Raw genomic sequence first — 23,500 nt, forward strand, 5'->3', positions numbered from 1 at the left:
AACGCCGCCTGGAAGCGGCGGCGTCTGCTATGGCGATGAACGGTCTGCAAAGGCGCGTGGACCCTGGCACCGCGCCACCTGCTTCGCGGGCAAGTCCGCCCCCACAACGGTCAATCGCGGCGTTCGATAATCGCCGAACCCCAGGACAGGCCGACGCCGAAGCCGCTCAGGGCCACGCGCTGGTGCTGGGAGCCGAGCACGTGCTTTTCCAGCAGCAGCGGAATGCTCGACGACACGGTGTTGCCGGTCTCGACCATGTCCTTGACGAACCGCTGCTTGTGCTCGCCTTCATTGAAGCGCGCCGACACCGCATCGACGATCGCCGCGCTACCCTGGTGCAGGCAGTACAGGTCGATGTCGCTGGCTTGCAGCTCGCTGGCTTCGAGCAGTTGCTGCAGGTGCGCCGGCACCTTGACCAGGGCGAAGTTGTAGACCTGGCGGCCGTTCATGAAGAACTTGCCATCGGTGGTGCGCAGGTGCTCGGCACCGGCACCGTCGCTGCCGAACAGCGATTTGCCCAGTTGCCAGGTGGCACCCTCACCCATCCAGGTGGCGGTGGCGGCATCGCCGAACAGCATGGTGGTGTTGCGGTCTTCCGGGTCGACGATCTTCGAATACGGGTCGGCAGTGATCAGCAGGCCGTTCTTCAGGCCTGCGGCTTCCATGAAGCCTTTCATTGCGTACAACCCGTAGACATATCCCGAACAGCCAAGGGAAATATCGAATGCGGCGATCGCAGTCGCCAGGCCGAGTTTGTGCTGCACGATAGCCGCAGTGTGCGGCAGCCCCTCCGCGTCTCCGTTTTGGGTAACGACGATAAGGGCATCGATGGATGCCGGATCAAGCGAAGGATTGCTGGCAAACAGGTTCCTCGCGGCCTCGACACACAAATCGGAGGTTTCCTGACCTTCACCCTTGCGCGGCAAAAAAGTCGAGCCGATTTTGCCGAAAATGAAATCTTGGTCTTTGCCGAATTTCGCACCCTGGGCGTAATTGTCGACGCCTTCGACAGGTACGTAACTGGCGATGCTTTTAATGCCAATCATTGTGGCTTCCCGATAGATAGGGCGAATGTTCACGAGCGGGCAGGCCTCACAGCTGCCTGGACGTAGTAGCCCGCTGACTCAATAGATTAGAGATGCGCGTTTCGACTGCCAAGTCACGGCCTCGTCAAAGATACATCAAATAGCTCCACCTCCACCGCTGCGTATCCGTATAAGCCCCGCGAGCACAGAGGGAAATTGAAACGGCATGGTTTTTGCTGTGCAACTGACCATCATCATCAAACGACGGAAGTCCGATGAGCACTCTTATGGCCTCAATCAGACTCCGTACCGTAAAGGCTGTGCAGGCCAGATTGGAAAAAAAGACATGACCGAAGCGGATTGGCAGCAGCGCCAGCAGAACCGGGCGGGTAATGAAACCTCACAAGAACGACCGCTCTTTTCAGTGATCGTAACCACATTCAATCGACCCGCGCTTCTACGAGATGCCCTTGCCAGCCTGACGTCCCAGACATTCCAGGCATTCGAAGTCATTCTTGTCAACGACCACGGCGCCCCTGTCGAGAGCCTGCTCGTCGATTTCCCTTTGCCAATCACCTACCTGCGCCAAGGCCGCAACCAGGGGCCGGCAGCGGCGCGCAATGCTGCCATCCGAATTGCCAAAGGCCACTACATCACCTATCTCGATGACGACGACCGCTATTTGCCGGACCACCTTCATACCCTCGCCGATGCCATTGGGACGGCACCAGAAGCTATCGTCTATACCGACTCGGTGCTGATCATCGAGAAGCTTGATAACGATCAGCGCATCGAACTAGCTCGGAAGCACCCCTATGTCCACGGTGACTTTTGCCGCGAACGCATGCACATTGCCAACTACATCCCGGTCAACACCTTCGCCTGCCCAGCCGCACTCATCCATGAAGCAGGCGGCTTTGACGAGCAACTGAAGGGACTGGAAGACTGGGACCTGCTGCTGAGCCTGGCGGCACGCGCCGACCTGCACCATATACACAAGGAAACTGTCGAGGTCCGGGTACGCCCAGCGCGCGTAGATCCGCACCGTCGCTCCGAGCAGGCATCCTCATTGCTCCCGGTGCTCTACAAAGAACTCTATGCACGCCATGGCGACCTAAACTCGGAAGTGGTGCGCAATGAGCAACAGAAGATTCTCGACCGTATCGAAGCAATTCACGCCGGTGATGTCGTTAATTGGCTACAGGCTCGCACGCTGCAGCCCGCACAACGCAAGCTGGTCGACGCGCGACTCGAAGCGTGCCGACACAAGCCGTCATTCGCAATACTGGTTCTGGATCTGGATGACGAACCGGCAGCACTGGCATCAACCCTGAACAGCCTGGAAAGAGCACGCGACCAATATCCCAACATACAGCCAGTGGTATTGACCGTAAATGATACCGTCCATCTGTCCTGCACACGGCTTGAGGTCTCGCCGGGCGACTGGCTTGCTGACGCCAACCAGTGGGCCTTGCACATGGAGGCTGACTGGCTTTGCCTGATACGTGCAGGCGACCTGCTGACACCCAATGGACTACTGATGGTCGCTTTGCAACTGCTCGATGCTCCCGAATGCCGCGCCCTTTATTGCGACGAACTGTATCGCCTGGAAGACGGCACTCTCGCCCCTGCCCTGCGCCCGGACTTCAACCTCGACTACATGCTCAGCATGCCTGCCGGACTGGGTCGCCACTGGTTGTTCAGTCGCGCGGCACTCCAACAGGCAGGCAGTTTCAATTCCGAGTTCCAGGGTGCCGCCGAGCTGGAGCTGGTATTACGCCTGATCATTGATGGCGGCCTGGATGGGCTGGGACATGTTGCCGAACCCCTACTGATCTGCCAGCCCCCCCTGCTTTGTGATATCGAAGATGAGAAGCGTGCCATTCTCGATCACCTCAGGGCCAGGGGATACGAGCAGGCCGAGGTACTCTCCAGCCCGCCGGGCCACTATCACTTGCAGTACCACCATACCCAACGGCCGCGAGTATCCATCTTGATTTGCGCGGGCACCCGACTCGCTCACCTGCAACGCTGCATCGAAAGCCTGCTGGAAAATACCCGCCACGGCGATTTTGAACTACTGCTCGTGGCGCAGGACATCTGCCCACCGGATATCCGCGCATGGCTATTTTCGCTGGCCGAACTCGGACTGAATCAGCTACGCATCATCCAGGCAGGCCCAGCCTCACAAGCGCAAGCACTAAATCTTGCCGCCCTTCAAGCCACGGGCAGCTACCTGCTGCTGCTCTCAGCGCAGAGCGCAATAATCTCGGCTGACTGGCTGGAGCAACTGCTCAACCATGCCCAACGCCCGGAAGTAGGGATTGTAGGCGCATGCCTGGCACGACCAGATGGCACCCTGGCTCATTCCGGTCTGGTATTGGGCCTTCACGGAGTTGCCGCATCGGCCTTTGCGGATGAGCCTATGGATGCAGCGGGCTACATGCAAAGGCTGCGAGTCGATCAGAACTACCATGCCGTCAGCAAAGATTGCCTGATGATCGCCCGAGACCTCTGGCAGTCTCTGGCCGGCCTTGCTCCGGACCTTGCAGAGCATTTCCTCGATATCGATCTTTGTCTGCGTGCGGGCCAAGCCGGATTTCTCACTGTATGGGCAGCCAATGCCAAACTCATGCTGAGCAGCACCGAGATCAGCGAACCGACGACCGAGGAGCGCGACCGACTGTATCAACGCTGGCTGACAGCGCTGGCTCACGACCAAACTCTCAACCCAGGCTTTACCCGCAGCCAGACGGGTTTTGTCCTCGCACCGAAAGACCTCTCATGGAGACCCCTCGCCTCGTGGCGACCATTACCTGTGGTGCTGGCACACCCATCGCCCGCCCGAAACAGCGCCTATCACCGTATTGCGCAGCCAATTTCCGAATTGCATCAGGTGGGACTGATCGATGGCGTCTGCTGCAATGCGCTGCCCAACCTGCCAGATCTTCAGCGCCTGGCCCCAGACAGTATCGTTCTCCAGCAGCGCCCGGACACGCAGTGGCTGGCAGATGTCACGCAACTGAAGCGATATTCCCGCGCCTTCAAGGTGCTCGACCTGGATCGCCACCTCCCGGCCCTGGCACAACAGGTCCCGGGGGAGCTGGCGCGCGAGGCGCTCCTGAAACTACTCCGCCCCACCTTGGATCAGGTTGATCGGCTTGTTGTTGCCACTGAGTCGCTCGCCGAACTGTTCGATGGGGCGCACAGGGATATCCGCATCGTGCAAAACAGACTATGCGCAGACACCTGGAAAGACTTGCAATGCGAGCAACGTGACGGCGGCACCCCACGCGTGGGAATCATCTTCAACAAACACTGCAACCACGACCAGTTACTGCTGAGTGAGCTAATTCCGGCACTGGCCAACAAAGTCGACTGGGTATTCGTCGGTGATTGCCCGAGAGAATTGAGACACTACGCACGTGACATTCAGCCTACTGGAGCCATTGAAGCTTATCCGATAACGTTAGCCCGCCTGCAACTGGACCTCGCCCTCTTGCCTTTGGCCGCTACCGAGCCGAACAACCACGGCGGTAACTTGTCATTGCTCGAGATAGGCGCCTGCGGCTATCCAGTGATATGTACTGACATACGAGGCCTAAGCGAGGGCTTGCTGCCGGCAACACGAGTCGGTCATCACCTTGCCGGATGGCTGGACGCCATCGGCATGCATCTTGCCGATCCTGCCGCCAGCCAATTATCAGGCCGTGAATTGCAAGCAAGCGTGCGCCGGGACTGGCTACTTGAAGGCGCTCACCTTCAGTCCTGGAGTGCAGCCTGGCTTGCTGGATGACAGCCCTGCCAAACCAAGCTGCAATAGGTCGCGCCGAATGATCCGGCGCGCCGCTGCTCGTCAGACGCTCGCCGTCAACTGTGCCTCTGGCGTCCAAACCACCAAAAGACCGCTTGCCGCCACACGCGATCCCAGGCCAATGTCCCCACCTTGATCCGGGGCCAACCCATCCAGTTGCTCGAACAGGGCCTTGCGGATCATCAGGCAATCCGCGGAAACCGCCCTTACACCCCGAACAATGCCAGGCCACAGGGTCTTGGCCCTTTCATCAGCGGTCATCCCCAGCCAGTGATTGCCCAGCTGACCACTGATGGACATGTCGTACCCAGCATGCAACAGCAGCCCGGCAGCATCTAGCAAGCATGCACCCACTACGCCGACTTCTGGTCGCAGTGCCTGATTTAGCAGTGCCTCGATCCACCCCGGCGCTTCAACCTTGCAACGCTGAGACAACACCACCAGATGCTCACCCTGAGCCTGACCAACAGCCAAGTTCAGAAGATCATCAGCCGCCGAGCCGGCCTGCCCAATGACGAACCGCACGCGCGCGCCCAATCCGGGTACCGCGGCGGCTACTACCTGTTGGTTATCCTGAGAACAGGCCAAGACAATTTCGTATCGGTTGTAGCGCGTTCGCTGAATAATGCTGATCAAGCAATCGCGCAGTTGCTGCGCATCTGAACCCGCCACGAGCACGATACTGACCATCGGCGAGGCACCATGGCGAAAATCAATCAGCAGATGCCCTTCCGGCTGAACGCTAACCCGCCCCTGATAACCCAGTACCGCCAGATGTCGCTCAAGTGTGCCAACGGCATCACCGAGCATCAGCGGCGAAGGCGCTTGACCAATGACGAGGAACTCGTCCATGTGCGCCAGCCCGCAAAGGCCCTGCTGCTCAGCCAGACGCAGCAACAGATCCAGTTCAAACGCATGGCGGTGCGTTTCACTGTAACCTCCCAGCCCGACCACCACATTGCGACGGATAAGCCAATGGGCAGCCATGAGATCTGGACGATTGCGCAACGCGTCCAGATCGCAGCCGGGACGCGCCACCTCCACTAGACGCCCTTCCTGGTCGCGCTGAATCTCATTGGCGCAGATAGCCACACAATCCGGCCCATCGGCCAACTCCTGGAACAAACGCAAGGCGCCGCCAAGTGTCAAAACGTCTCCAGCCCGCAGCAGCATCATCCACTCGCTCGGGAGCTGACGTACGGTGTGATTAAGGTAGGAAATCCAGTTGGCTTCGCTCACCTCGACGAAGTGCAAGGTGTCACTGGAGGTCGTTATCGCCGGGCTTTTCCCGGCCTTCAACACCACCAGTTTGATATTGCGCAGGCCACTGGCAACGAAACTGTCAAAGGTAGCCTGCAAGGCAGTAGAATCATCATCCAGGTCCAGAATGATAAAGCCCAGCTGCGGCAGCGCGCGCGACTTCAGTTCGACCAACAGGCGTTCGCGTTCAGGCGCCGCAGGGACAGCCCGCGCAAGCGCCTCAAGCAATCTCCCCGACTCGCTGTCATGCAGCGAAGCCGCCTGGCCGGCACCTTGGTACTGTTCAAGACGGGATAGCCAACCCCCAAGCTCACGGGCATGCACACGCTCGTCTTCCGCCGTCAGGGTCGACAGCAGCCGTCTATTAACTTCCACGTTGAACAAATTGAGCGCTTGCGCCTGCCAATAACGTTCCTTCAGGCTTTCAGGAGTGTCATTCGGATGCTCAATGAGCAGGTCTCTCTGACGTACCCAAGTGCCCTCCAGAGCAAAACGGTGAGGTTTGCCGGTCGGCCAGACATGCAGCATCAGCTCCAGAGCGCTGAGTTGAGCAAACAGCTCTGCATTGTAATAGGGTAACTCGACATACTGACGAGGCTCAAATTCGCGGACTGGATCATCGATTACGCTAGTCCAGCGCGATGTGAACAATAAAGGCGCGCAAATCGCGCCTGCAGTACCGACAACAAAGCGGTTGAGCAACTCATAGCCCGCATCAGAGCCACCCAACCGCAACTGGCACTCGTCATGCGCCCGCAGTGTCTGCATGGCCAGACTACGCGACCTATCCGATAGCGCAGTCGAACCGGAGTGGTCAAGGTACTCGCAGACGACATCGACTTGCATCAGGTCGACGAACCGCCCTTGCGCAAGCAATTGGTAAGAAAGTGCCAACTGCCAACCGGTGAAGTCCAGATCGACTGGCAGCCCCTTGAGCGAGGTTTCCAGCTCCGAGCGACGCACGACTGCCCGCCAGGCCTGTCGCTCTGCCGCGGCATGATGCTCGATTCGTGCTGCAGCATCCCGCCCCATGACCGCAGGCGACCCCGACCCCATCTTGTAGTATTTCACGACACTGTCAGCTGCACTGTAGCCCAAGGAGAAGCCTTGTGCTGCGATGCAATCACTTTGCTGGTCAAGCGCAACGACTGCCTGTGCCACCGCTGGTGCCAGGACAAAGTCAGCATCCAGCGTCATCACTACATACGGCGTTTCGACGTGCCGCAGCACCTGGCTCACGCGCTCGGTCAGCTTCGCGACCAAACCATCGGAAGGCTCCAGCACCTGGCAACGTAGCCCAAGTCGCCCGTAGTGCTCGATAGCCCGCTGACGATGCCCAGCCTCGACATCCCCTAGGAGCAATACAGTGACATCATTCAATGCTCGCGTTGCATTCATAGCCATAAGGCACCTGTTCTCCTGCCCGCCCGGCACACGGCCGGTGATGAATTAGTTGGCCAGCCAGGCGTTTGCCCATTGCTGCAGGTTGTGAGGCATGAGCACGTAATCACGCATTACTGCTTCGCGCAGGGCATCCCCTTGGCGATAGCTGGCTTGAGGATCGGCCAGGTGCATGAGAATCGCCTCTAGCCATTGCTCAGTAGTGTTTTCCCGGACCCGAGTGCAAGGCAGATAGCCGGCGTAAGCTTTACTGTCGGAGCAGATCACCGGGAATCCACAAGCGCCGTACTCCAGTAGACGCAGATTGCTCTTGCAGTCGTTGAACAGGTGCTGCTCCAGCGGCGCCAATGCCAGGTCCAGATTCAGCGCGGCCAGTTTGCGCGGATACTGCGCAAGCGGCACGCTTCTGTGAAATTCTTTGACGTAAGGGCGCAGAGACGGCGGACACATCCCCATGAACACCCAGTCGACACGATCAGCAAGCAGCTTGACTACTTGCTCCAGCATCTCCAGGTCACCACGGTGACTTGTGCCGCCCGCCCAACCCACGCGAGGCTTGGCACTGGTCTGACGCCTACTGGAAAGCCCCACCCAACGCTCCGGGGCGAGCATGTTGGGCACGACGCGAATATCGTGATGCAGGTTCGACAGCGCTTCAGCCAGCGGTGCCGTACTGACGATTACTCGATCGCACTGCGCAATGCAGTCACGGACCAGCTCGCGCATGTTGCCTGGCATGCCCCGTCCGTGATCGTTTTTGTCAGGAACCTCGAGTACGTAATCGTCAATCTCGTAAATGTGCCGCGCCTGCGAAAGCGAACGTGTCCAGACCATTTCATCCAGTGCAGCCTGAGAATAGCGGCATTGGAAAATGATGATGTCGGGGTTGATCCGCTCCAACTCCATGGGATCGATTGCGCCATGGTGCAACTGCCCCTGGATCCAGCCGGCCTCTTCGAGTGCGCTCAAGGGCTGAATCACCCGATAGGTTCCCACCGCTGTCGCATTGGCCGGCATCGCCAGCACCGCAGGTACGATACGGCTGATGAAAGGATCCCATCCGCCTTTACTTCCCGGCTCGAGCCGGAAGGCTGGCGACGCGAGTGCAAGATTGCGGTTGTATGCGGGATCCCGCGCTGCGACTGACAGCCAGCGCTGATAAAATTCCAGCCTGGCATGCTTGATGGCTTGTGTGCCCCCCCTAACTGGCTCACTTTCACCCAGATACCCAAGCTGAGAGTAGGGTGTCCACACCACGAGGTAGCCCTGCTCTCGCACCTTGAGGCAGAGATCCGCGCTGTCCAGCCCCGCCAATACCATATCGGCGTCCAGCCCTTCGAGCGCAGAGAAAAGCTCACGACGGATCAGCATTCCGGCAGACGGGAGCACGCTCCAGTTCTGCACGACTTCGAGCCGATTCTGATATCCACTGGTATATCCGGGACTTCCCTTGAAGGGGGTACCAACCACTCCATCCAGGCCAAGTACTTTACCTGCCGCAACGATCTTGCCATTCGCCGCACTGAGCTTCGGACCGACAATTCCGACTTCGGGGCGCTGCGCCTGGCTGAGCAACTCAGCCAGCCACTGCTGATCGAAGACCAGGCAAGCGATGTCGAAGAGCATTACATATGACATACGAGCGTGCTGGGCACCCTGGTTGTACCTATCGGCGCAAGCGTCCACCTCGATGACACGCAACTGCTCGCCACCTACCTCTGACATTGCCTGCATCCACTGCCTTACTGGCACAGGTGTCGAAACATCAGCCAGCAGCAGCAGCTCGAAGCGGGCATGAGCAGTAGACTCGAACAGAGCTTCGACACAGCGCACCAGACTGACCAGATCATCACCCGCAGACAACAGAATGGATACGCCCGCCGTTAAATCCGAGCAATAGCGTACTCTGCATTGGGCACGGTCCTCACGCCCGATGATCTCGGCCTCGATCCCCAGACGCTGGAGATGCGCGGCGACAACTCGCGGGGCTTGCGACACGCAGCGGGAATCGGTCAGCCATTGCTCGAGGTGATACTCGCACTCCAGCAGCAGCTCATCGACATGCTCGATCACCTGAACGCCGCGGGTCTCTACCATCCGCCACAGTGCGTCATGCGGGGCCAGCACATCGAAGCTGACATCAAAACCACCTGACTGCCTGAGCGCAGCGCAATCGAAAGCCAGCGCCCGCCCGACAAACGGGATACTGCGCATCAGGTCAAGGTTGAAGTCAGGCTTGAACACGGGCGCTGACGACCGCAGCCCGTCGTGGCGCCCCTCATCCATGTACAGGCAAACGCACTCCGCTCGCAGGGCCATGCGTTCGGCCATGACCGCCAGTGCATGGGGCTGCAATCGATCACCGGCGCGCAACAGGAACACCCATTCGCCTTCGCGTGCCGCATCCAGACGTTGGTTCAGCTGCTCCAGACCCTGGCCGTGCACCGGCAGCACTTCAGCATCCACCTTCTGGGACAGACTAATCCCCCAAGGCGCAAGGATCAGGACTGGACCGCTGCCGTACGCTTGGGCCTTGAGACTGTCGAGCGTGATTTGTAACGCTCGTTCCTCACCCTGCTGAACCCACACAACGGGAACGATTCGTGGGCGCCGTGGCCAACGCGACACACGCCTGGATAACTGATCGAGTTGCGCACTGGACAACTGACGGTAATCCAACCACTGCTGATAGACGTCTTCAAATGTAATGCAGTCAGTACCAAGCCGGTGCCGAGTCCTGGCCAACTGTCGCCCGTTAAGGTGGTTGAGGTCATATTCCCGCCACTCACCAGCCTCCCCTCCGAGAGCCCGATACCTCGCCCACCCTGTGGCGGGGGCCGGTTCGTCGGGACGCGCCTGGAGCATTTCCCGCAGCCACTCGGTTTCCTTTTCATAGGCGATGACGGTTACTGACTGATGGCTCCATTGCCCGGCATGCAACCTCTCAACGCCCAGCACACGTTTGAGACTGGCAAGGTTGCTGCGACGCAGAAGGCAGACATACAAGGCAAGATCAAGCCTTGCCTGAAAACCCTTTCCGCCCTGGACCAGCAAGGGCAAGAACTCGAGCACAAGGTCACGACGGAAAAGGCAGTGACTGATTCCGCCGACCAGGTTGTAGACACCAGGCTCGATCACCTCCAGCAAGTCACTGCCTTTAAGCTCGACATTGTCCTGCGACACCGCAGCGTTGGCCATTCGCGAAGGCAGCAAGTTGCCATCAGCGTCACAGAGAAAGCGCTGGTAGGTGCAAAACCCGATGGAGGGTCGCCCATTCATTGCATCGACTTGCAGCGAAATACACTGCGCAGTCAGGTAGTCGTCATCGCAAAGCAGTTTGATCAGACTGCCTGTCGAACGCTCGACACAGACTTGCAGGTTGCAGGAAAAACCTAACCTGTGCGTATTGCGCAGGTAACTTACAGGCCGCTCAGTCTCAGCAACAAGCTCATCGACAATGAGCCTGATGCGGTCGTCATGACTGTCATCGCATACCAGGATTTCAAGTTGTGGATAATCCTGAATCAGGGCGCTGTGCAACGCTTCGCGAAAGAAATCAGGGTTGAATGCCGGAATGGCAATGGTGACTAGGGGCTGTTCGTTCACGAGTGCAAACCTGAGGTAAAAACTGTGCGCCCGACCTGATGGGAGGGGCGCACATGCTCTGAAGCAGAATTGCGCACTATCAGATGTAGTTGACCAGCGACAGACCGGCGACCTTGGCATAGGCCTGTAGCGAGGCCTGCAGCATATTGGTCTGCATGGTCAGGCGGATCATCACCTCGGCCGGGTCGCTTTCGCGGATCGAACTCTGGGTCTTGGTGTTTTCGGCACTCAGTGCCGAGTTGGTTTCGGCCTGCACGTCCAGCGCCTGTCCACGGCCACCAATAGAAGCGATCGACGAGCTCACCTGATTGGTGGCGCTGCTGATGTTGCCGATGGCCGAGTCCAGCGCCGCTTTGAAAGTCTGCGCCGCTGCCGGATCACCGTCGATAGGGGTGTTCAGTGCAGCGCGCAGTTGGCTGATCGTGTCGAGAACGTTCTGGGTCTGATGGGTATCAACCTTGATCGCGAACGAGTCACCGGCACTTGGCGCGCCCGACAGATCGAACTGCACGCCCATCGCCGTGCCAGTGGTACCGCTCAGGGTACCAGTGGAGATTGGCCGGCTGTCGGCGCTGACTGGCGCGGTGTACAACTCATAATCGGTGGCGCTGGTGAACTTGAGCACCGCGCCTTCCGGGAAGGCGGCCTTGTAGGCGGCTTGATCGACCACCGTCGCGCCGGTGACCTGGGCCGACGAAGCGTTGCCCGGGCTGCGAGTACCGCTGATCTGATCGGACTTGGAGGTCAGGCTGAAGGTGTGACCAGCGATTGCGGCATCCGGGTCGGCTTCGTCACCAGACTTGAAACTGATATCCAAGCGCAGGTCGACGCCCCGGAAGCTGATCTGGTTATTCTCATTGCTCGGGTTGAACTTGCCACCCTGGGTCGCCTCCAGAGTCACGTCGTTGCCGCTGGCATCGGTGATCTTGAATTCGGTGCTGCTGGTGAATTCAATACTGTAGGGCTCACCGCTGCGAAAACGATCGTTGTAAGTCGCGCTGCCAGAAACCTGACCATTGGACAAGCTGACGCGACCATCATCGGTGGCCGGTACTGTCAGACGGGTCTCACTGCGGCTGGTGTTCAGGGCCTGCTCGAAGGCATCGTAGCCGGTCTCGTTGGCCGCCAGGCTGAGCATGTCGCCAACTTGCAGCTTGAGCTGCGACTGGTCGCCTTGATAAGTGTAGGTACCGTCGGAGTTGCGCACGTACGGCTGGGTATCGCCCTTGGAGCCAGAGAAGATGTACTTGCCATTCTCGTCCTTGCTGTTCATCAGCGTGAACAATTGCTGCTCAAGCGAGTCGAGCTCTGCAGCATTGGCCTTGCGATCAGCGTCGGTAAAAGCGCCGTTGCCGGAGCTCACCGCCAGTTCATTGACCCGCTGCAAGATGCTGCCGATCGAGTTCAGGGTGCTTTCGGCGGTGCCCAGGGCGTTGCGCACGCTGGTGGTGTTGCCGTTGTACTGGTCGAGCAGGTTCTGCTGCTGCTCGAGCTGCAACAGGCGCGCGGCACCCACCGGGTCGTCCTTGGCCGAACGCACGCGAATGTTGTCGCTGGCGTCCTGCTGGCTCTTCGCCGCGTTGGCGAAGTTCTTCTGATAGTTGGCCTGGGTGGTGTTGTAGAACTGCGAAGTAGAGATGCGTACGCTCACGATCTACGGCTCCTTAAAGACTGTTGATCAGGGTGGCGAAAGTTTCCTGGGCCGCCTTGATGATCTGCGACGACGCGGTGTAGTACTGCTGGAACTTGATCAGGTTGCCGGTCTCTTCGTCGATCGACACGCCCGACAGGGCATTACGCCCTTCCAGGGCCGAGGTGTGCAGCGCGCTGGTGGCGTCGCTGTCCATCTGTGCCTGGCCGGCCTGGCCGCCAACGTTGGACACCAGCTTGGCGTAGGCATCGGTGAAGCTGATGCCCTTGCCGTCGGCGCCGACTTCGACGGTGCCCTTGGTCTGCAGGTCCAGCACCGACTGGGCATTGCGGTTGTCGGCGGAGCCGGAGGCCGTCATCGCCACGGTGAAGCTGTCACCGCTCTTCGGCGCGCCGGAGACGGTCATCTCGAAGCTGAAGGTCTTCTGCGTGGCGCCGTCCATGATCGGGTTGCCGCTGGCATCGACCATCGGCACCGACAGCTGCAGCTTGTTGTCCTGGCCGGGGATGATGGTACCGCTGCCGATGTTGTTGCCCTGGGAGTCGTACAGGGTGTACGCCTGGGGCGAGGTGGTGTCGTCACCGAACACCAGCTTGACCGGCGTCGAATACTTGATGCCGGTCTGCAGGTCGGCGCGCTGGGCAGCGTCGTAGATGTCCAGCTCGCTGGTCAGGCTCGGCTGGGTGATGCTGCCGGTGCCCTTGTTGCCCGAACCACTGGTGCCGGTCAGCGGCGCGGCCATGGCCAGGCGCTTGGGATCGGTCAGGGTCGCTTCGATGTTGGCCGCCGCGTTGCGGGTCGGGGTGATCTTGAAGCTGTCACCGGCGCTCAGGGCACCACCGTTGAGCGACAGGGTGAAGCCATCGATCACCGGGGCCGGGTCATCGTCGAGGCTGTAGGAGCCCATGTCGGTGCCGTCGGGCAGCTTGCGCACGGTGTACTGCTTGTCGCTGGTGAAGGTCACCTGGTAGTCGCTGGTGGTCAGCTTGCCGGTGTCCTTGATGGTCACGTCGAGGTTGCCGGAACCTGCGCTGTTGCCGCTCTTGGCGATGCTGCGCTGGCTGATGACGGCGGCGCTGTTGATATCGGCGAACAGGCTGCTGCCGAACTCACCGTTCTTGTCGATGCCCTGGGCCAGCTGGCTGTTGATGGCATCGGCGACCACCAGGGCCACGCGACCGAGCTCGTTGAGCGCCGGGTCGAGGGTTTCCTTGCGGTAGCGGATCAGGCCACCGAGCTCGCCGCCGGTGGTGCTGTTGGTGATGTCCATCTTGGTCGAGCCGCGGTTGAGGATCAGGCTCATGCGGGTCGGGTCGGTCGCGCTTGGCTGCACGCCGAGGGTCTGGGTGGTCTTGCCCAGCACCAGCGCCTGGCCACTCTTGAGGTAGACGTCGTAGTTGCCGTCACGCTCGACCACGTCGGTGCCCACCAGCGCCGACAGCTCGCGCACGGCGCCGTCGCGCTGGTCGAGCAGGTCGTTGGGCTGGCCGGAAATCGCGCTGACGCGGGAAATCTGCTCGTTGAGGTCGGCGATGGTCTTGGTCAGGTTGTTGACCTGGTCGGCGATCGACGCCATGTTCGCGTTGATGTTGCTGTTCTGCGTGTTCAGCTGCGACGACAAGGTGTTGAAGCGCTTGGCCAGGGACTGGGCACTGGTCAGCAGCAACTGGCGCGAGGCGTCTTCGGTCGGCTTGGCCGAGGCGTCCTGCAGGGCAGTGAAAAAGCTCTGCAGCGCTGCCGTGATACCGGTATCGGAACTCGACAGGGCGGTGTCCAGCGGGGTGATCTGGTTCAGGTACGAAGTGGCGTCGCTGCTCAGCGAAGTGGTGGTGCGCAGCTGGTTCTCGAGGAACGCGTTGTACACCCGGCGCACGTCGGCCAGGGTGGTACCGCTGCCGATGAAGACCTGGCCGGTCTGCTGGCCGCCCTTGGTCTTCTGCACGTTCTGCTGGCGCGAGTAGCTCTCGACATCGGCGTTGGCGATGTTGTTACCGAGGGTGTACATCCCCGATTGCGCGGCGCCCAGCCCCGACATGCCAATATTGATCAGACTCGCCATGGTTCCATACCCTTAAAGTTTCGTTGTGGTACCGAGCGTTGCGTAGCTCTCGTACGACTTCATCTGTCTTGCGATCTGCGAGATCTTGCTGGCGTAGCTCGGGTCGGTGGCGTACCCGGCCTTTTGCAGTTCTCGCACGAATTGTTCTGGGTTATCGGCCGACTTCACCGCATCTTGATAGCGCGAATTGTTCTGCAGCAGGCTGACCAGGTCGTGGAAGCTGTCCTGGTACGAATCGTAGGAACGGAACGCCGCCGTTTCCTTGACGAACTGGCCGTCGCGGAACTCGCTGGTGATCGCCCGCGCCGAATCGCCTTGCCAGTTGCCGCTGGCCTTGATGCCGAACAGGTTGTGGCTGCTGCTGCCATCGCTGTTGCGCATGACCGACTTGCCCCAACCGGTTTCCAGGGCGGCCTGGGCCACCAGGTAGCGCGGGTCGATGCCGATGCGCTTGGCGGCCTGCTCGGCCATCGGCAGCATGGTGGCGACGAATTCGTCACTGCCTTCGAAGGCCTTTTTAGGTGCCAGCGGCGGCTGCGCCACGGCGCGGCCGGTGATGCGCAGGCCGTTGTCGGGAATGGCGACCGCCTTGGCCACCTGCTGCCCGTCACGGGCCGGCACGGCAGCGGTATTGGTGGCGGCCTCGGTGGCCGATGGCACGATACCCGCCAGCAGGCGGTCGGTGAGCCGGCTCGGCAGAGCCAGGCGCCGCGAGTTCAGCGCCGCGACGTCGTTGCGCGTGGCGCTGGCCTGGGCCCGCACCGGTTCGGCCACCTTGTTGCCCCACAGCGCCGGCGCGTTGCCTTCGATGCGCGGGAACGGGCTGGTGTTGGCCGGCACGCTCTTGTTCTTCGACAGCTGGCGCACCAGCACGTCCTGCAAGCCGATGCCGCCGCCCTCGCGGGACATGCTCACGGCCAGCTGCTGGTCGTACATGTCGCGGTACTGCTTGACCGTCTCGCTGTTCATCGGATTGTCGTCGGCCAGCACGTCGCTGGCCTTGCGCGAGGCCTTGAGCATTTCGCTGATGAACAGCGACTCGAACTCCTGGGCCACCTTGCGCACGTTGGCATCGCTGTCGCGGTCGCCGACCTTGAGCGAGCTCAGGCGGTTGAGGTCGGTATAGGCGCCGCTGTCGGCGTGGCCGGAGACGAGGCTTTTCGAATTCATCCGTGGCCTCCTCAGATCACGATCAGGTCGGCTTGCAAGGCGCCGGCCTGCTTGAGCGCTTCGAGAATCGCCATCAGGTCGCCCGGTGCCGCGCCGACCTGGTTCACCGCGCGGACGATCTCGTCCAGCGTGGTGCCCGGGCCGAACTTGAACATCGGCTTGGCTTCCTGTTGCGCGTTGATCTTCGAACGCGGGACCACGGCGGTCTGGCCATTGGAGAACGGCCCCGGCTGGCTGACGATCGGGTCTTCGGTGATGGTCACGGTCAGGCTGCCGTGGGTCACCGCCGCCGGCGAGACCTTGACGTTCTGGCCGATGACGATGGTACCGGTACGCGAGTTGATGATGACCTTGGCCACGGCCTGGCCTGGGTCGACCTCGAGGTTTTCCAGGATCGACAGGTAGTCCACGCGCTGGCTCGGATCCATCGGCGCACTGACCCGCACCGAACCACCGTCCACGGCCTGGGCCACGCCCGGGCCGAGCAGCTCGTTGACCTTGTCGACGATGCGCTTGGCGGTGGTGAAGTCCGGGCGATTGAGGTTCAGGGTCAGGGTGTTGCCCTGGTTGAAGCCGCTCGGCACCGCCCGCTCGACCGAAGCACCGCCAGGGATGCGACCGGCCGACGGAACGTTGACGGTGATCTTCGAGCCGTCGCGGCCTTCGGCGTCGAAGCCGCCGACCACCAGGTTGCCCTGGGCGATGGCGTAGACGTTGCCGTCGATACCCTTGAGCGGGGTCATCAGCAGGCTGCCGCCGCGCAGGCTCTTGGAGTTGCCGATCGACGAGACGGTGATGTCCACCACCTGGCCCGGCTTGGCGAACGCCGGCAGGTCGGCATGCACCGACACCGCGGCGACGTTCTTCAGCTGCACGTTGCCAGACCCGGCCGGCACCTTGATGCCGAACTGCGACAGCATGTTGTTGAAGGTCTGCAGGGTGAACGGGGTCTGGGTGGTCTGGTCACCCGTGCCGTTCAACCCCACCACCAGGCCATAGCCGATCAACTGGTTGGAACGCACGCCAGAAATACTGGCGATGTCCTTCAGCCGCTCGGCATGGGCGCCGAAGGCGCAGGACAGGAGCAGGGTCGTGGCAATCAGCTGCCTTACGTTGAACATGTTCATCCGTACTCAGAAGGGCCAAAGCGGGCTCATGAAGAAGCGGTCCAGCCAACCGGGCTGGCTGGCATCGGCGAACGAGCCGGTGCCCGAATAGGTGATGCGCGCATCGGCTACACGGGTCGACGGCACGGTGTTGTCGGTGGCGATGTCGTCGGCACGCACCAGGCCGGCGATGCGTACCAGCTCTTCACCGGTGTTCAGGGTCATCCACTTCTCGCCGCGCACGGCGATGATGCCGTTGGGCAGCACCTCGGCCACGGTGACGGTGATCGAGCCGGTCAGGGTGTTGCCCTGGGTGGCCTTGCTGTCGCCCTTGGTGGCACGGTCGCCGCTGTAGCCGGCTTCCAGCGACAGGTCACCGCCGCCGAACGGGTTGTTGGTGTTGGGCGACGCACCGAACAGCGAGGTCAGGCCGATGTCGGCCTTGCTGGTCTTGGCGATCTGCGACCCTGCGTTCTTGCTTGCCGAAGTGCGCTCGTTGAGGGTGATGGTGATGATGTCACCCACGCGGAACGCCTTGCGGTCGGTGTACAGGTTCTGGTCGAAACCGGCCTGGTAGATCGAACCGTTGTTGGCCGCCGCCGGCAGCGGGGTGCGCGGCAGAACCGGCGCGTAGTACGGGTCGTTCGGCTTTGGCGTCGGCGCGACGCAACCTGCCAATACAACCGCCCCCCCCAGGGCGAACACGGACAACAGACGCTTCATGACACTTACCTCACGGTGTAACGGGAGTGGAACCTGTACCAGGGCTTAGAGCTGCTGGGTGACGAACGACAGCATCGAGTCGGCGGTGGAGATGACCTTGGAGTTCATCTCGTAGGCACGCTGGGTGGTGATCATGTTGACCAGCTCTTCCACGGTGCTGACGTTGGAGTTCTCCAGGGTCTGCTGCAGGGTGGTGCCGAAACCGTTCAGGCCCGGGGTGCCGACCTGTGGCGCGCCGCTGGCGGCGGTTTCCAGGAACAGGTTGTCGCCGATGGCCTGCAGGCCGGCCGGATTGATGAAGTCGGCGGTCTGCAGGTTGCCGATGACCTGGGCGGCGGCGGTGCCGGCGGTGGTGATCGACACGGTGCCGTCCTGGCCGACGGTGAAGGTCTGGGCGTTGTTCGGCACCACGATGGCCGGCTCCAGGGCAAAGCCCTGGGAGGTGACGACCTGGCCGTCGGAGTTCAGGTGGAAGGTGCCGTCACGGGTGTACGAGACGGTGCCATCCGGCTGCAGCACCTGGAAGAAGCCACGACCGTTGACCGCGATGTCCAGCGGGTTTTCGGTGGTCTGCAGGCTGCCGGTCTGGAAGTTCTTCTGGGTGCCGACGATGCGCACACCGGTACCGACCTGCAGGCCCGACGGCAGCTCGCTGTCCTGGGTGGACTGCGCGCCTGGCTGGCGCTTGATCTGGTAGAGCAAGTCCTGGAACTCGGCACGATCACGCTTGAAGCCGGTGGTCGAGACGTTGGCCAGGTTGTTGGAAATGACGGTCAGGTTGGTGTCCTGGGCGGACAGGCCGGTTTTCGCGACCCAAAGAGCTGGAAGCATCAGTGTTCTCCTCGTGCGCCTGTTTTACGGCACCCGTTCAAAGTTGGTTAGCCGATTTGCAAGACACGCGCCATGGCTTCATCGCCTTCCTTGGCCGCGTTCATCATTTTCACGTGCAGCTCGAACTGGCGGGACAGCGCCAGCACCGAGGTCATTTCCTCGACCGCGTTGACGTTGCTGCCTTCCAGGAAGCCCGACACCACCCGCACATTGACGTCGGCGGCGGCCGGCTGGCCGTCCTGGGTGTGGATCAGCCCGTCCAGGCCCTTGGTCATGCCCTTGATGTCCGGGTTGACCAGCTTGATGCGGTCGACCTCGGCCATCACCCGCGGGTCTTCACCCATGGAACGAATGCTGATGGTGCCATCGGCACCCACCTCAACCTTCTGCTGCGGCGGGATGGCGATCGGGCCACCATTGCCCATCACCGGCATGCCGTTGCCGGCGCGCAACACGCCGAGGGCATCGATGTTCAGGCTGCCGGTGCGCACGTAGGCTTCGCTGCCGTCCGGGGCCTGCACGGCGATGAAACCCTTGCCGCTCACCGCCACGTCCAGGTCGCGCCCGGTCTCGACCATCGGCCCTTCGCTGAAGTCGGTGGCCGGACGCTCGGTCATGGCAAAGGCGCGCGACGGAAAGCTGTCGCCGAACACCGGCATCGAGCGCGCCTGTTCCAGGTCACGCTGGAAGCCATTGGTGGAAACGTTCGCCAGGTTGTTGGCATGGGCCTTCTGCGCCAGCGCGTTCTGGCTGGCGCCGGTCATGGCCACGTAAAGCATCTTGTCCACAGTCATCCTCCGCTGCACTGGCGATCGTTTGCCGCTCGCCGTTGCTGTGCAGGCTCTAAAGCAAGTTCCGAACCAACTTTTCAAAAACATGAAAAAGCCCGTGAATACGGGCTTTTTCGGGGCTTTGCGATTGGCGGGCCGCCGGTTATCCGGCGCCGGGTTGCCGTAAGCGGCAAACCTGTACCGGCCCTATCGCGGGTGAACCCGCTCCCACAGGATTTGCACAGACCCTCAGGATGGTGCGATCCCTGTGGGAGCGGGCTTGCCCGCGAAGTGGCTGACATAGATGCCAGTCAAGGCTCGCGACAGCCACCATTGGTGAAGGGCCCGGCGAACTTCTTCCAGCCCTCCCCCGGTGGCCACTGCGAGCACACCAGCCGCCCGTCCACCTGGCTTTCCCAGCGCCACCAGGGCGCGGTGCCGGCCTGGGCCTGGTACAGGCAAAAAGCGCCAATCAATACGACAACCAGCCTTTTCATGACCCCTCCTGCAAAGACGACGAACCCCTTCACGGGAAAGGGGTTCGCCCACACACACTCAGCCAGCGACCATCAGGTCATCTGGATGATGGTCTGCATGATGGTGCTTTCGGTGGAGATGGTCTTGGCGTTGGCCTGGTAGTTGCTCTGCGCCTTGATCAGCTCGACCAGCTCCTGGGTCAGGTTGACGTTGGAGCCTTCCAGCGAGTTGGACTCGACGCTGCCCAGGGTGCCGGTCTTCGGCGCATCGATGCCCGGGATGCCCGAGGAGTAGGTCTCGGTCCAGCGGGTGCCGCCGATCTGCTGCAGGCCTTGGTCGTTGGCGAAGCTGGCCAGGGCCACCTGGCCGATGGCACGCGACTGCTGGTTGCTGAAGCTGGCGAACAGCACGCCGGTGGAGTCGATGCTCAGGCTCGACAGGACACCGGTGGCGTAGCCATCCTGGGATTGCGACGAGCGCGCGGTGTCGGTGTTGTACGAGGTGGTGCTGGTCATCGCCAGGCGCATGCCGCTGGCGCTTTCGACGGAACCGTTGGCCGCCCAGTTGCCCGCAGCGTCCTGCGACGCCGGGATCCAGCCCTTGAGGGTGAAGGTGTTGTTGACCACGCTCCACTCGGTATCGGCCGGCAGGCCGGTGGTGTCGGTGGTCATGGAGGCCACGCTGCCGTCGCTGTTGAAGCTGATGGTGCCGCTCAGCGGGTCGGTGCTGCTCGGGTCCATCGGGTTGCGACCGTCGATCAGGGTGTACATGGTCCACTCGTTCGTATCGGTCTTGCGATAGAACTGCTCCATGGTGTGTTCGTTGCCCTGGCTGTCGTACACCTTGGTCGAGAACGACTTGTTGTACGAGTTCTCGTCGCTCGGGTCGAAGACGATGTCGCCGGCCACTGGCGGGGTCGACGGCAGCGGGATGTCCTTGGACGAGGAGTTCAGGTTGATGCCCTGGTCGATCAGGGTGGTGGCCTTGGGCTGCAGCGCCGACGTGTCGATCTGCAGGTCGGTCAGCACGCCCTTCTTGATGACGCCATTGGCATCGGCGGCATAGCCCTGCAGGCGCAGGCCATCGGAGGTGACGACGTAGTTGTCCTTGCTGGTCTGGAAGGCACCGGCACGGGTGTACACGTGGGAGCCGTTGTCGGACAGAACGAAGTAGCCCTGACCCTGGATACCCATGTCCAGCACGTTGCCGGTGTTGTTGATGTCACCTTGGCTGAACTGCTGGGAGACTGCAGCCAGGCGCACACCGTTGCCGACCTGGTTCTTGCCCACGCCCAGGCGGTTGGCGCCGGCGTAGACGTCGGCGAACTCGGCGCGCGACGACTTGAAGCCGGTGGTGTTGACGTTGGCGATGTTGTTGCCGGTGACGTCCAGCTGCTTGTTGGCTGCGTACAGACCGCTAAGGCCGATATTGAAAGACATGTTGTAGCTCCTTGTGCCGTTCCGGCCTTAGATACCGATGGTTTGTACGTCGGACAGGGAAACCTTCCCTACCCCGGCGAGGTTGAGCACCATTTCGCCCGTGGTGTTGAAGCTGACGCTGGTGACCTTGGCCGGCAGCAGGGTGTTCATCTGCACCGACTGGCCATCCACGGTGGTGGTGGCGGTGAAGGTATAGGTGCCCGGGTCGACCTTGGTGCCGCTCGAGTTGGTGCCGTCCCAGATGAAGTCGACATAACCGGCTTTCTGCTCGCCCACTTCGATGGTCTTGACGGTGTTGCCGTCCTTGTCCTTGACCGTGACGGTCGCGCCGTCGATGGCCTGCGGCACGACGATCTGGGCATTGAAGCTCTCGGCGGTGTCGACCACGGCCTTGTCGTTCTGCACGATCACCGAACGGCCGACCAGCGACGAGGCCTGCAGGGCCTGGGACGAAGCCATGGCACTGGTGATGTTGGTGACCGACTCGTTCAGCGAGGTGATGCCCTCGAGGCTGCTGAACTGCGCCAGCTGGGCCACGAACTCGCCGTTATCCTGCGGATCGAGCGGGTTCTGGTGCTGCATCTGGGTCACCAGCAACTGCAGGAACGCGTCCTTGCCCAGGGTGCTGTTGCCGGTCTGCGAAGCGGTGTCGACGGTGCTTTTCTTGGTGGTGCTGCTGACACCGGATGCCGCCAGTACGTCATTGAGGTTGACGCCGGTAGACGAAGTATCGATGGCCATAGTCGGGATTCCTTATCACTGACCCAGGGTCAGGACTTTCTGCATCATGTTCTTGGCGGTGTTCATCAGCTCGGCGTTGGTCTGGAACGACCGGCTGGCGGAGATCATGTCAGCCATCTCCTCGACCACGTTGACGTTCGGGTAGTAGACGTAGCCGTCCTTGTTCGCCGCCGGGTGGTTGGGCTCGTAGCGCGCCTCGAGGTTGCTCTGGTCCTCGACGATGCCCTTGACCTGCACGCCCTGCCCCGCCTCGCCCTGGTCCTCGAACAGCGACTGGCTGACGCCGTTCTGCGCGTTCTGGAAGGTGGTGGCGAACACCGGGTGACGGGCACGGTAGGTCTGGTCGATGCTCGACGAGACGGTCTCGGCGTTGGCGATGTTCGAGGCGACGGTATTGAGGCGGGTGTTCTGCGCGCTCATGCCGCTGCCGGCGATGTTGAAAACACTGGAAAGGGACATGGATTACTCTCCGCGCAGGGCCGAAACCAGCCCTTTGAATTTGCTGTTGAGCAGGGTGAAGCTGGCCTGGAAGTTCATCGCGTTTTCGGTGTAGTTCGATTGCTCGATCTGCGCGTCCACGGTGTTCTGGTCGATCGACGGCTGGGTCGGCACCCGGTACTGCAGGGCCTCGTCGTTCATCGCCAGGCCTTCGGCCTCGATATGACGGCTGTTGGTGCGATCCATGGCGAAGCGGCCGCTCTGCTGCTTCTGGCTCTCGGCGGCGAGCACCGACGAGAAGTCCATGTCGCGCGCCTTGTAGTTGGGCGTGTCGGCGTTGGCGATGTTGTTGGCCAGCACCTCCGCGCGCTGGGCGCGGAAGCCCAGGGCCTTTTCGTGGATGCCAAGCGCCTTGTCGAAACTGATGCTCATGTCGGGGAAACCTTCGAAGGTTGGCCGGAATGTCGTTGAGCAAGCTATAGCAAGGGCTGTGCCAGGTTATCGAAAGCCCGGAAATGCTGGGCTGCAAGGGAGATGGCTGATGGCGCGATGCCAGAAAAGCGGCAAAGTGCTTCCGCCTGGGGAAGGGAAAGCGGCAATTGCCGGGCGGCAAAAGCGGCAAAACAAAAAATTGACGTCAAACCGCGTCGCCTGATTCGCGGGTGAACCCGCTCCCACAAGTATGGACTGCCCCCCCAAAAGTTGGACACCAATCCAACCCTTGGGGGATCTATGGAAAAGTACACCGAGCAATTCAAGCTCACAGTGATCACAGCTTACCTGGATGGCAACAACGGTTTCCGAAAGGTGGCTCGACATTTCGGTATCGACTTCAGCCTGCTCCGGCGCTGGGTTGCCAGTTATCAGGTCGGTAGGGATATCTGCTCAGGCTCGCCTGGGCGGCGTTATACCAGTGATTTCAAGCAGCAAGTGCTCAGCTACATGCTCGAGCATCGGTTTTCACTGCGCCAGACCGCTGCGCACTTTGG

Annotated in this window: 17 protein-coding genes; 2 read left to right on the plus strand and 15 right to left on the minus strand. The window is 61.2% G+C overall.

From position 1 onward, the window contains the following. Positions 1–110: 110 nt before the first annotated feature. Complete coding sequence (locus ACIP21_RS23240) at positions 111–1,046, minus strand: ketoacyl-ACP synthase III (RefSeq protein ID WP_400692640.1); 936 nt, start codon at positions 1,044–1,046, stop codon at positions 111–113. A gap of 217 nt (positions 1,047–1,263) precedes the next feature. Between ACIP21_RS23240 and ACIP21_RS23245 the strand changes: the two genes are divergently transcribed. After that, positions 1,264–4,821: a glycosyltransferase gene (locus ACIP21_RS23245; RefSeq protein ID WP_400692642.1), complete on the plus strand. Its 3,558-nt coding sequence runs from the start codon at positions 1,264–1,266 to the stop codon at positions 4,819–4,821. A gap of 60 nt (positions 4,822–4,881) precedes the next feature. Here the strand turns inward: ACIP21_RS23245 and ACIP21_RS23250 are convergent, their stop codons facing one another. The 14 genes from ACIP21_RS23250 to flgB form a co-directional block, all read right to left on the minus strand. Beyond that, the gene (locus tag ACIP21_RS23250; protein ID WP_400692645.1) at positions 4,882–7,503 is read right to left on the minus strand and encodes a glycosyl transferase; all 2,622 of its coding nucleotides are present in this window, start codon (positions 7,501–7,503) and stop codon (positions 4,882–4,884) included. Positions 7,504–7,548: 45 nt separating this feature from the next. Continuing rightward, the gene (locus tag ACIP21_RS23255) at positions 7,549–11,106 is read right to left on the minus strand and encodes a glycosyltransferase (protein WP_400692646.1); all 3,558 of its coding nucleotides are present in this window, start codon (positions 11,104–11,106) and stop codon (positions 7,549–7,551) included. Between the two features lie 79 nt (positions 11,107–11,185). Beyond that, positions 11,186–12,757, minus strand: a complete 1,572-nt coding sequence (locus tag ACIP21_RS23260) for a flagellar hook-associated protein 3 (RefSeq protein ID WP_400692649.1) — start codon at positions 12,755–12,757, stop codon at positions 11,186–11,188. A 13-nt stretch (positions 12,758–12,770) separates the two neighbouring features. Further along, complete coding sequence (gene flgK, locus ACIP21_RS23265) at positions 12,771–14,816, minus strand: flagellar hook-associated protein FlgK (RefSeq protein WP_400692652.1); 2,046 nt, start codon at positions 14,814–14,816, stop codon at positions 12,771–12,773. 12 nt (positions 14,817–14,828) lie between these two features. After that, positions 14,829–15,986 carry a flagellar assembly peptidoglycan hydrolase FlgJ gene (flgJ, locus tag ACIP21_RS23270; protein WP_400692654.1) on the minus strand — a complete coding sequence of 386 codons (1,158 nt, stop codon included), beginning with the start codon at positions 15,984–15,986 and terminating at the stop codon, positions 14,829–14,831. An 11-nt stretch (positions 15,987–15,997) separates the two neighbouring features. Beyond that, a complete protein-coding gene (locus ACIP21_RS23275) occupies positions 15,998–17,107 on the minus strand; it encodes a flagellar basal body P-ring protein FlgI (protein ID WP_400692656.1) in 1,110 nt (369 codons plus the stop codon). A 12-nt stretch (positions 17,108–17,119) separates the two neighbouring features. Further along, positions 17,120–17,815, minus strand: a complete 696-nt coding sequence (gene flgH / locus ACIP21_RS23280) for a flagellar basal body L-ring protein FlgH (RefSeq protein WP_400692658.1) — start codon at positions 17,813–17,815, stop codon at positions 17,120–17,122. 45 nt (positions 17,816–17,860) lie between these two features. Continuing rightward, the gene (flgG, locus tag ACIP21_RS23285; protein ID WP_400692661.1) at positions 17,861–18,646 is read right to left on the minus strand and encodes a flagellar basal-body rod protein FlgG; all 786 of its coding nucleotides are present in this window, start codon (positions 18,644–18,646) and stop codon (positions 17,861–17,863) included. A 47-nt stretch (positions 18,647–18,693) separates the two neighbouring features. Then, the gene (gene flgF / locus ACIP21_RS23290; protein WP_400692664.1) at positions 18,694–19,434 is read right to left on the minus strand and encodes a flagellar basal-body rod protein FlgF; all 741 of its coding nucleotides are present in this window, start codon (positions 19,432–19,434) and stop codon (positions 18,694–18,696) included. Positions 19,435–19,727: 293 nt separating this feature from the next. Beyond that, the gene (locus ACIP21_RS23295; protein WP_400692666.1) at positions 19,728–19,913 is read right to left on the minus strand and encodes a hypothetical protein; all 186 of its coding nucleotides are present in this window, start codon (positions 19,911–19,913) and stop codon (positions 19,728–19,730) included. 72 nt (positions 19,914–19,985) lie between these two features. Next, on the minus strand, positions 19,986–21,332 hold the full coding sequence (gene flgE / locus ACIP21_RS23300; RefSeq protein WP_400692668.1) for a flagellar hook protein FlgE: 1,347 nt from the start codon (positions 21,330–21,332) through the stop codon (positions 19,986–19,988). A 27-nt stretch (positions 21,333–21,359) separates the two neighbouring features. Further along, positions 21,360–22,073, minus strand: coding sequence for a flagellar hook assembly protein FlgD (gene flgD, locus ACIP21_RS23305; protein ID WP_400692671.1), 714 nt, complete (start codon positions 22,071–22,073; stop codon positions 21,360–21,362). Between the two features lie 15 nt (positions 22,074–22,088). After that, the gene (gene flgC / locus ACIP21_RS23310; RefSeq protein ID WP_400692674.1) at positions 22,089–22,532 is read right to left on the minus strand and encodes a flagellar basal body rod protein FlgC; all 444 of its coding nucleotides are present in this window, start codon (positions 22,530–22,532) and stop codon (positions 22,089–22,091) included. Between the two features lie 3 nt (positions 22,533–22,535). Further along, entirely contained in the window at positions 22,536–22,943 is a 408-nt protein-coding gene (gene flgB, locus ACIP21_RS23315; RefSeq protein ID WP_400692677.1) for a flagellar basal body rod protein FlgB, read from the minus strand. Positions 22,944–23,243: 300 nt separating this feature from the next. Between flgB and ACIP21_RS23320 the strand changes: the two genes are divergently transcribed. After that, a partial coding sequence (locus ACIP21_RS23320) for a transposase (protein WP_400692679.1) occupies positions 23,244–23,500 on the plus strand: 257 nt, incomplete at its 3' end.

It is taken from the genome of Pseudomonas sp. NPDC089401 (assembly GCF_044749485.1).
Classification (GTDB): domain Bacteria; phylum Pseudomonadota; class Gammaproteobacteria; order Pseudomonadales; family Pseudomonadaceae; genus Aquipseudomonas.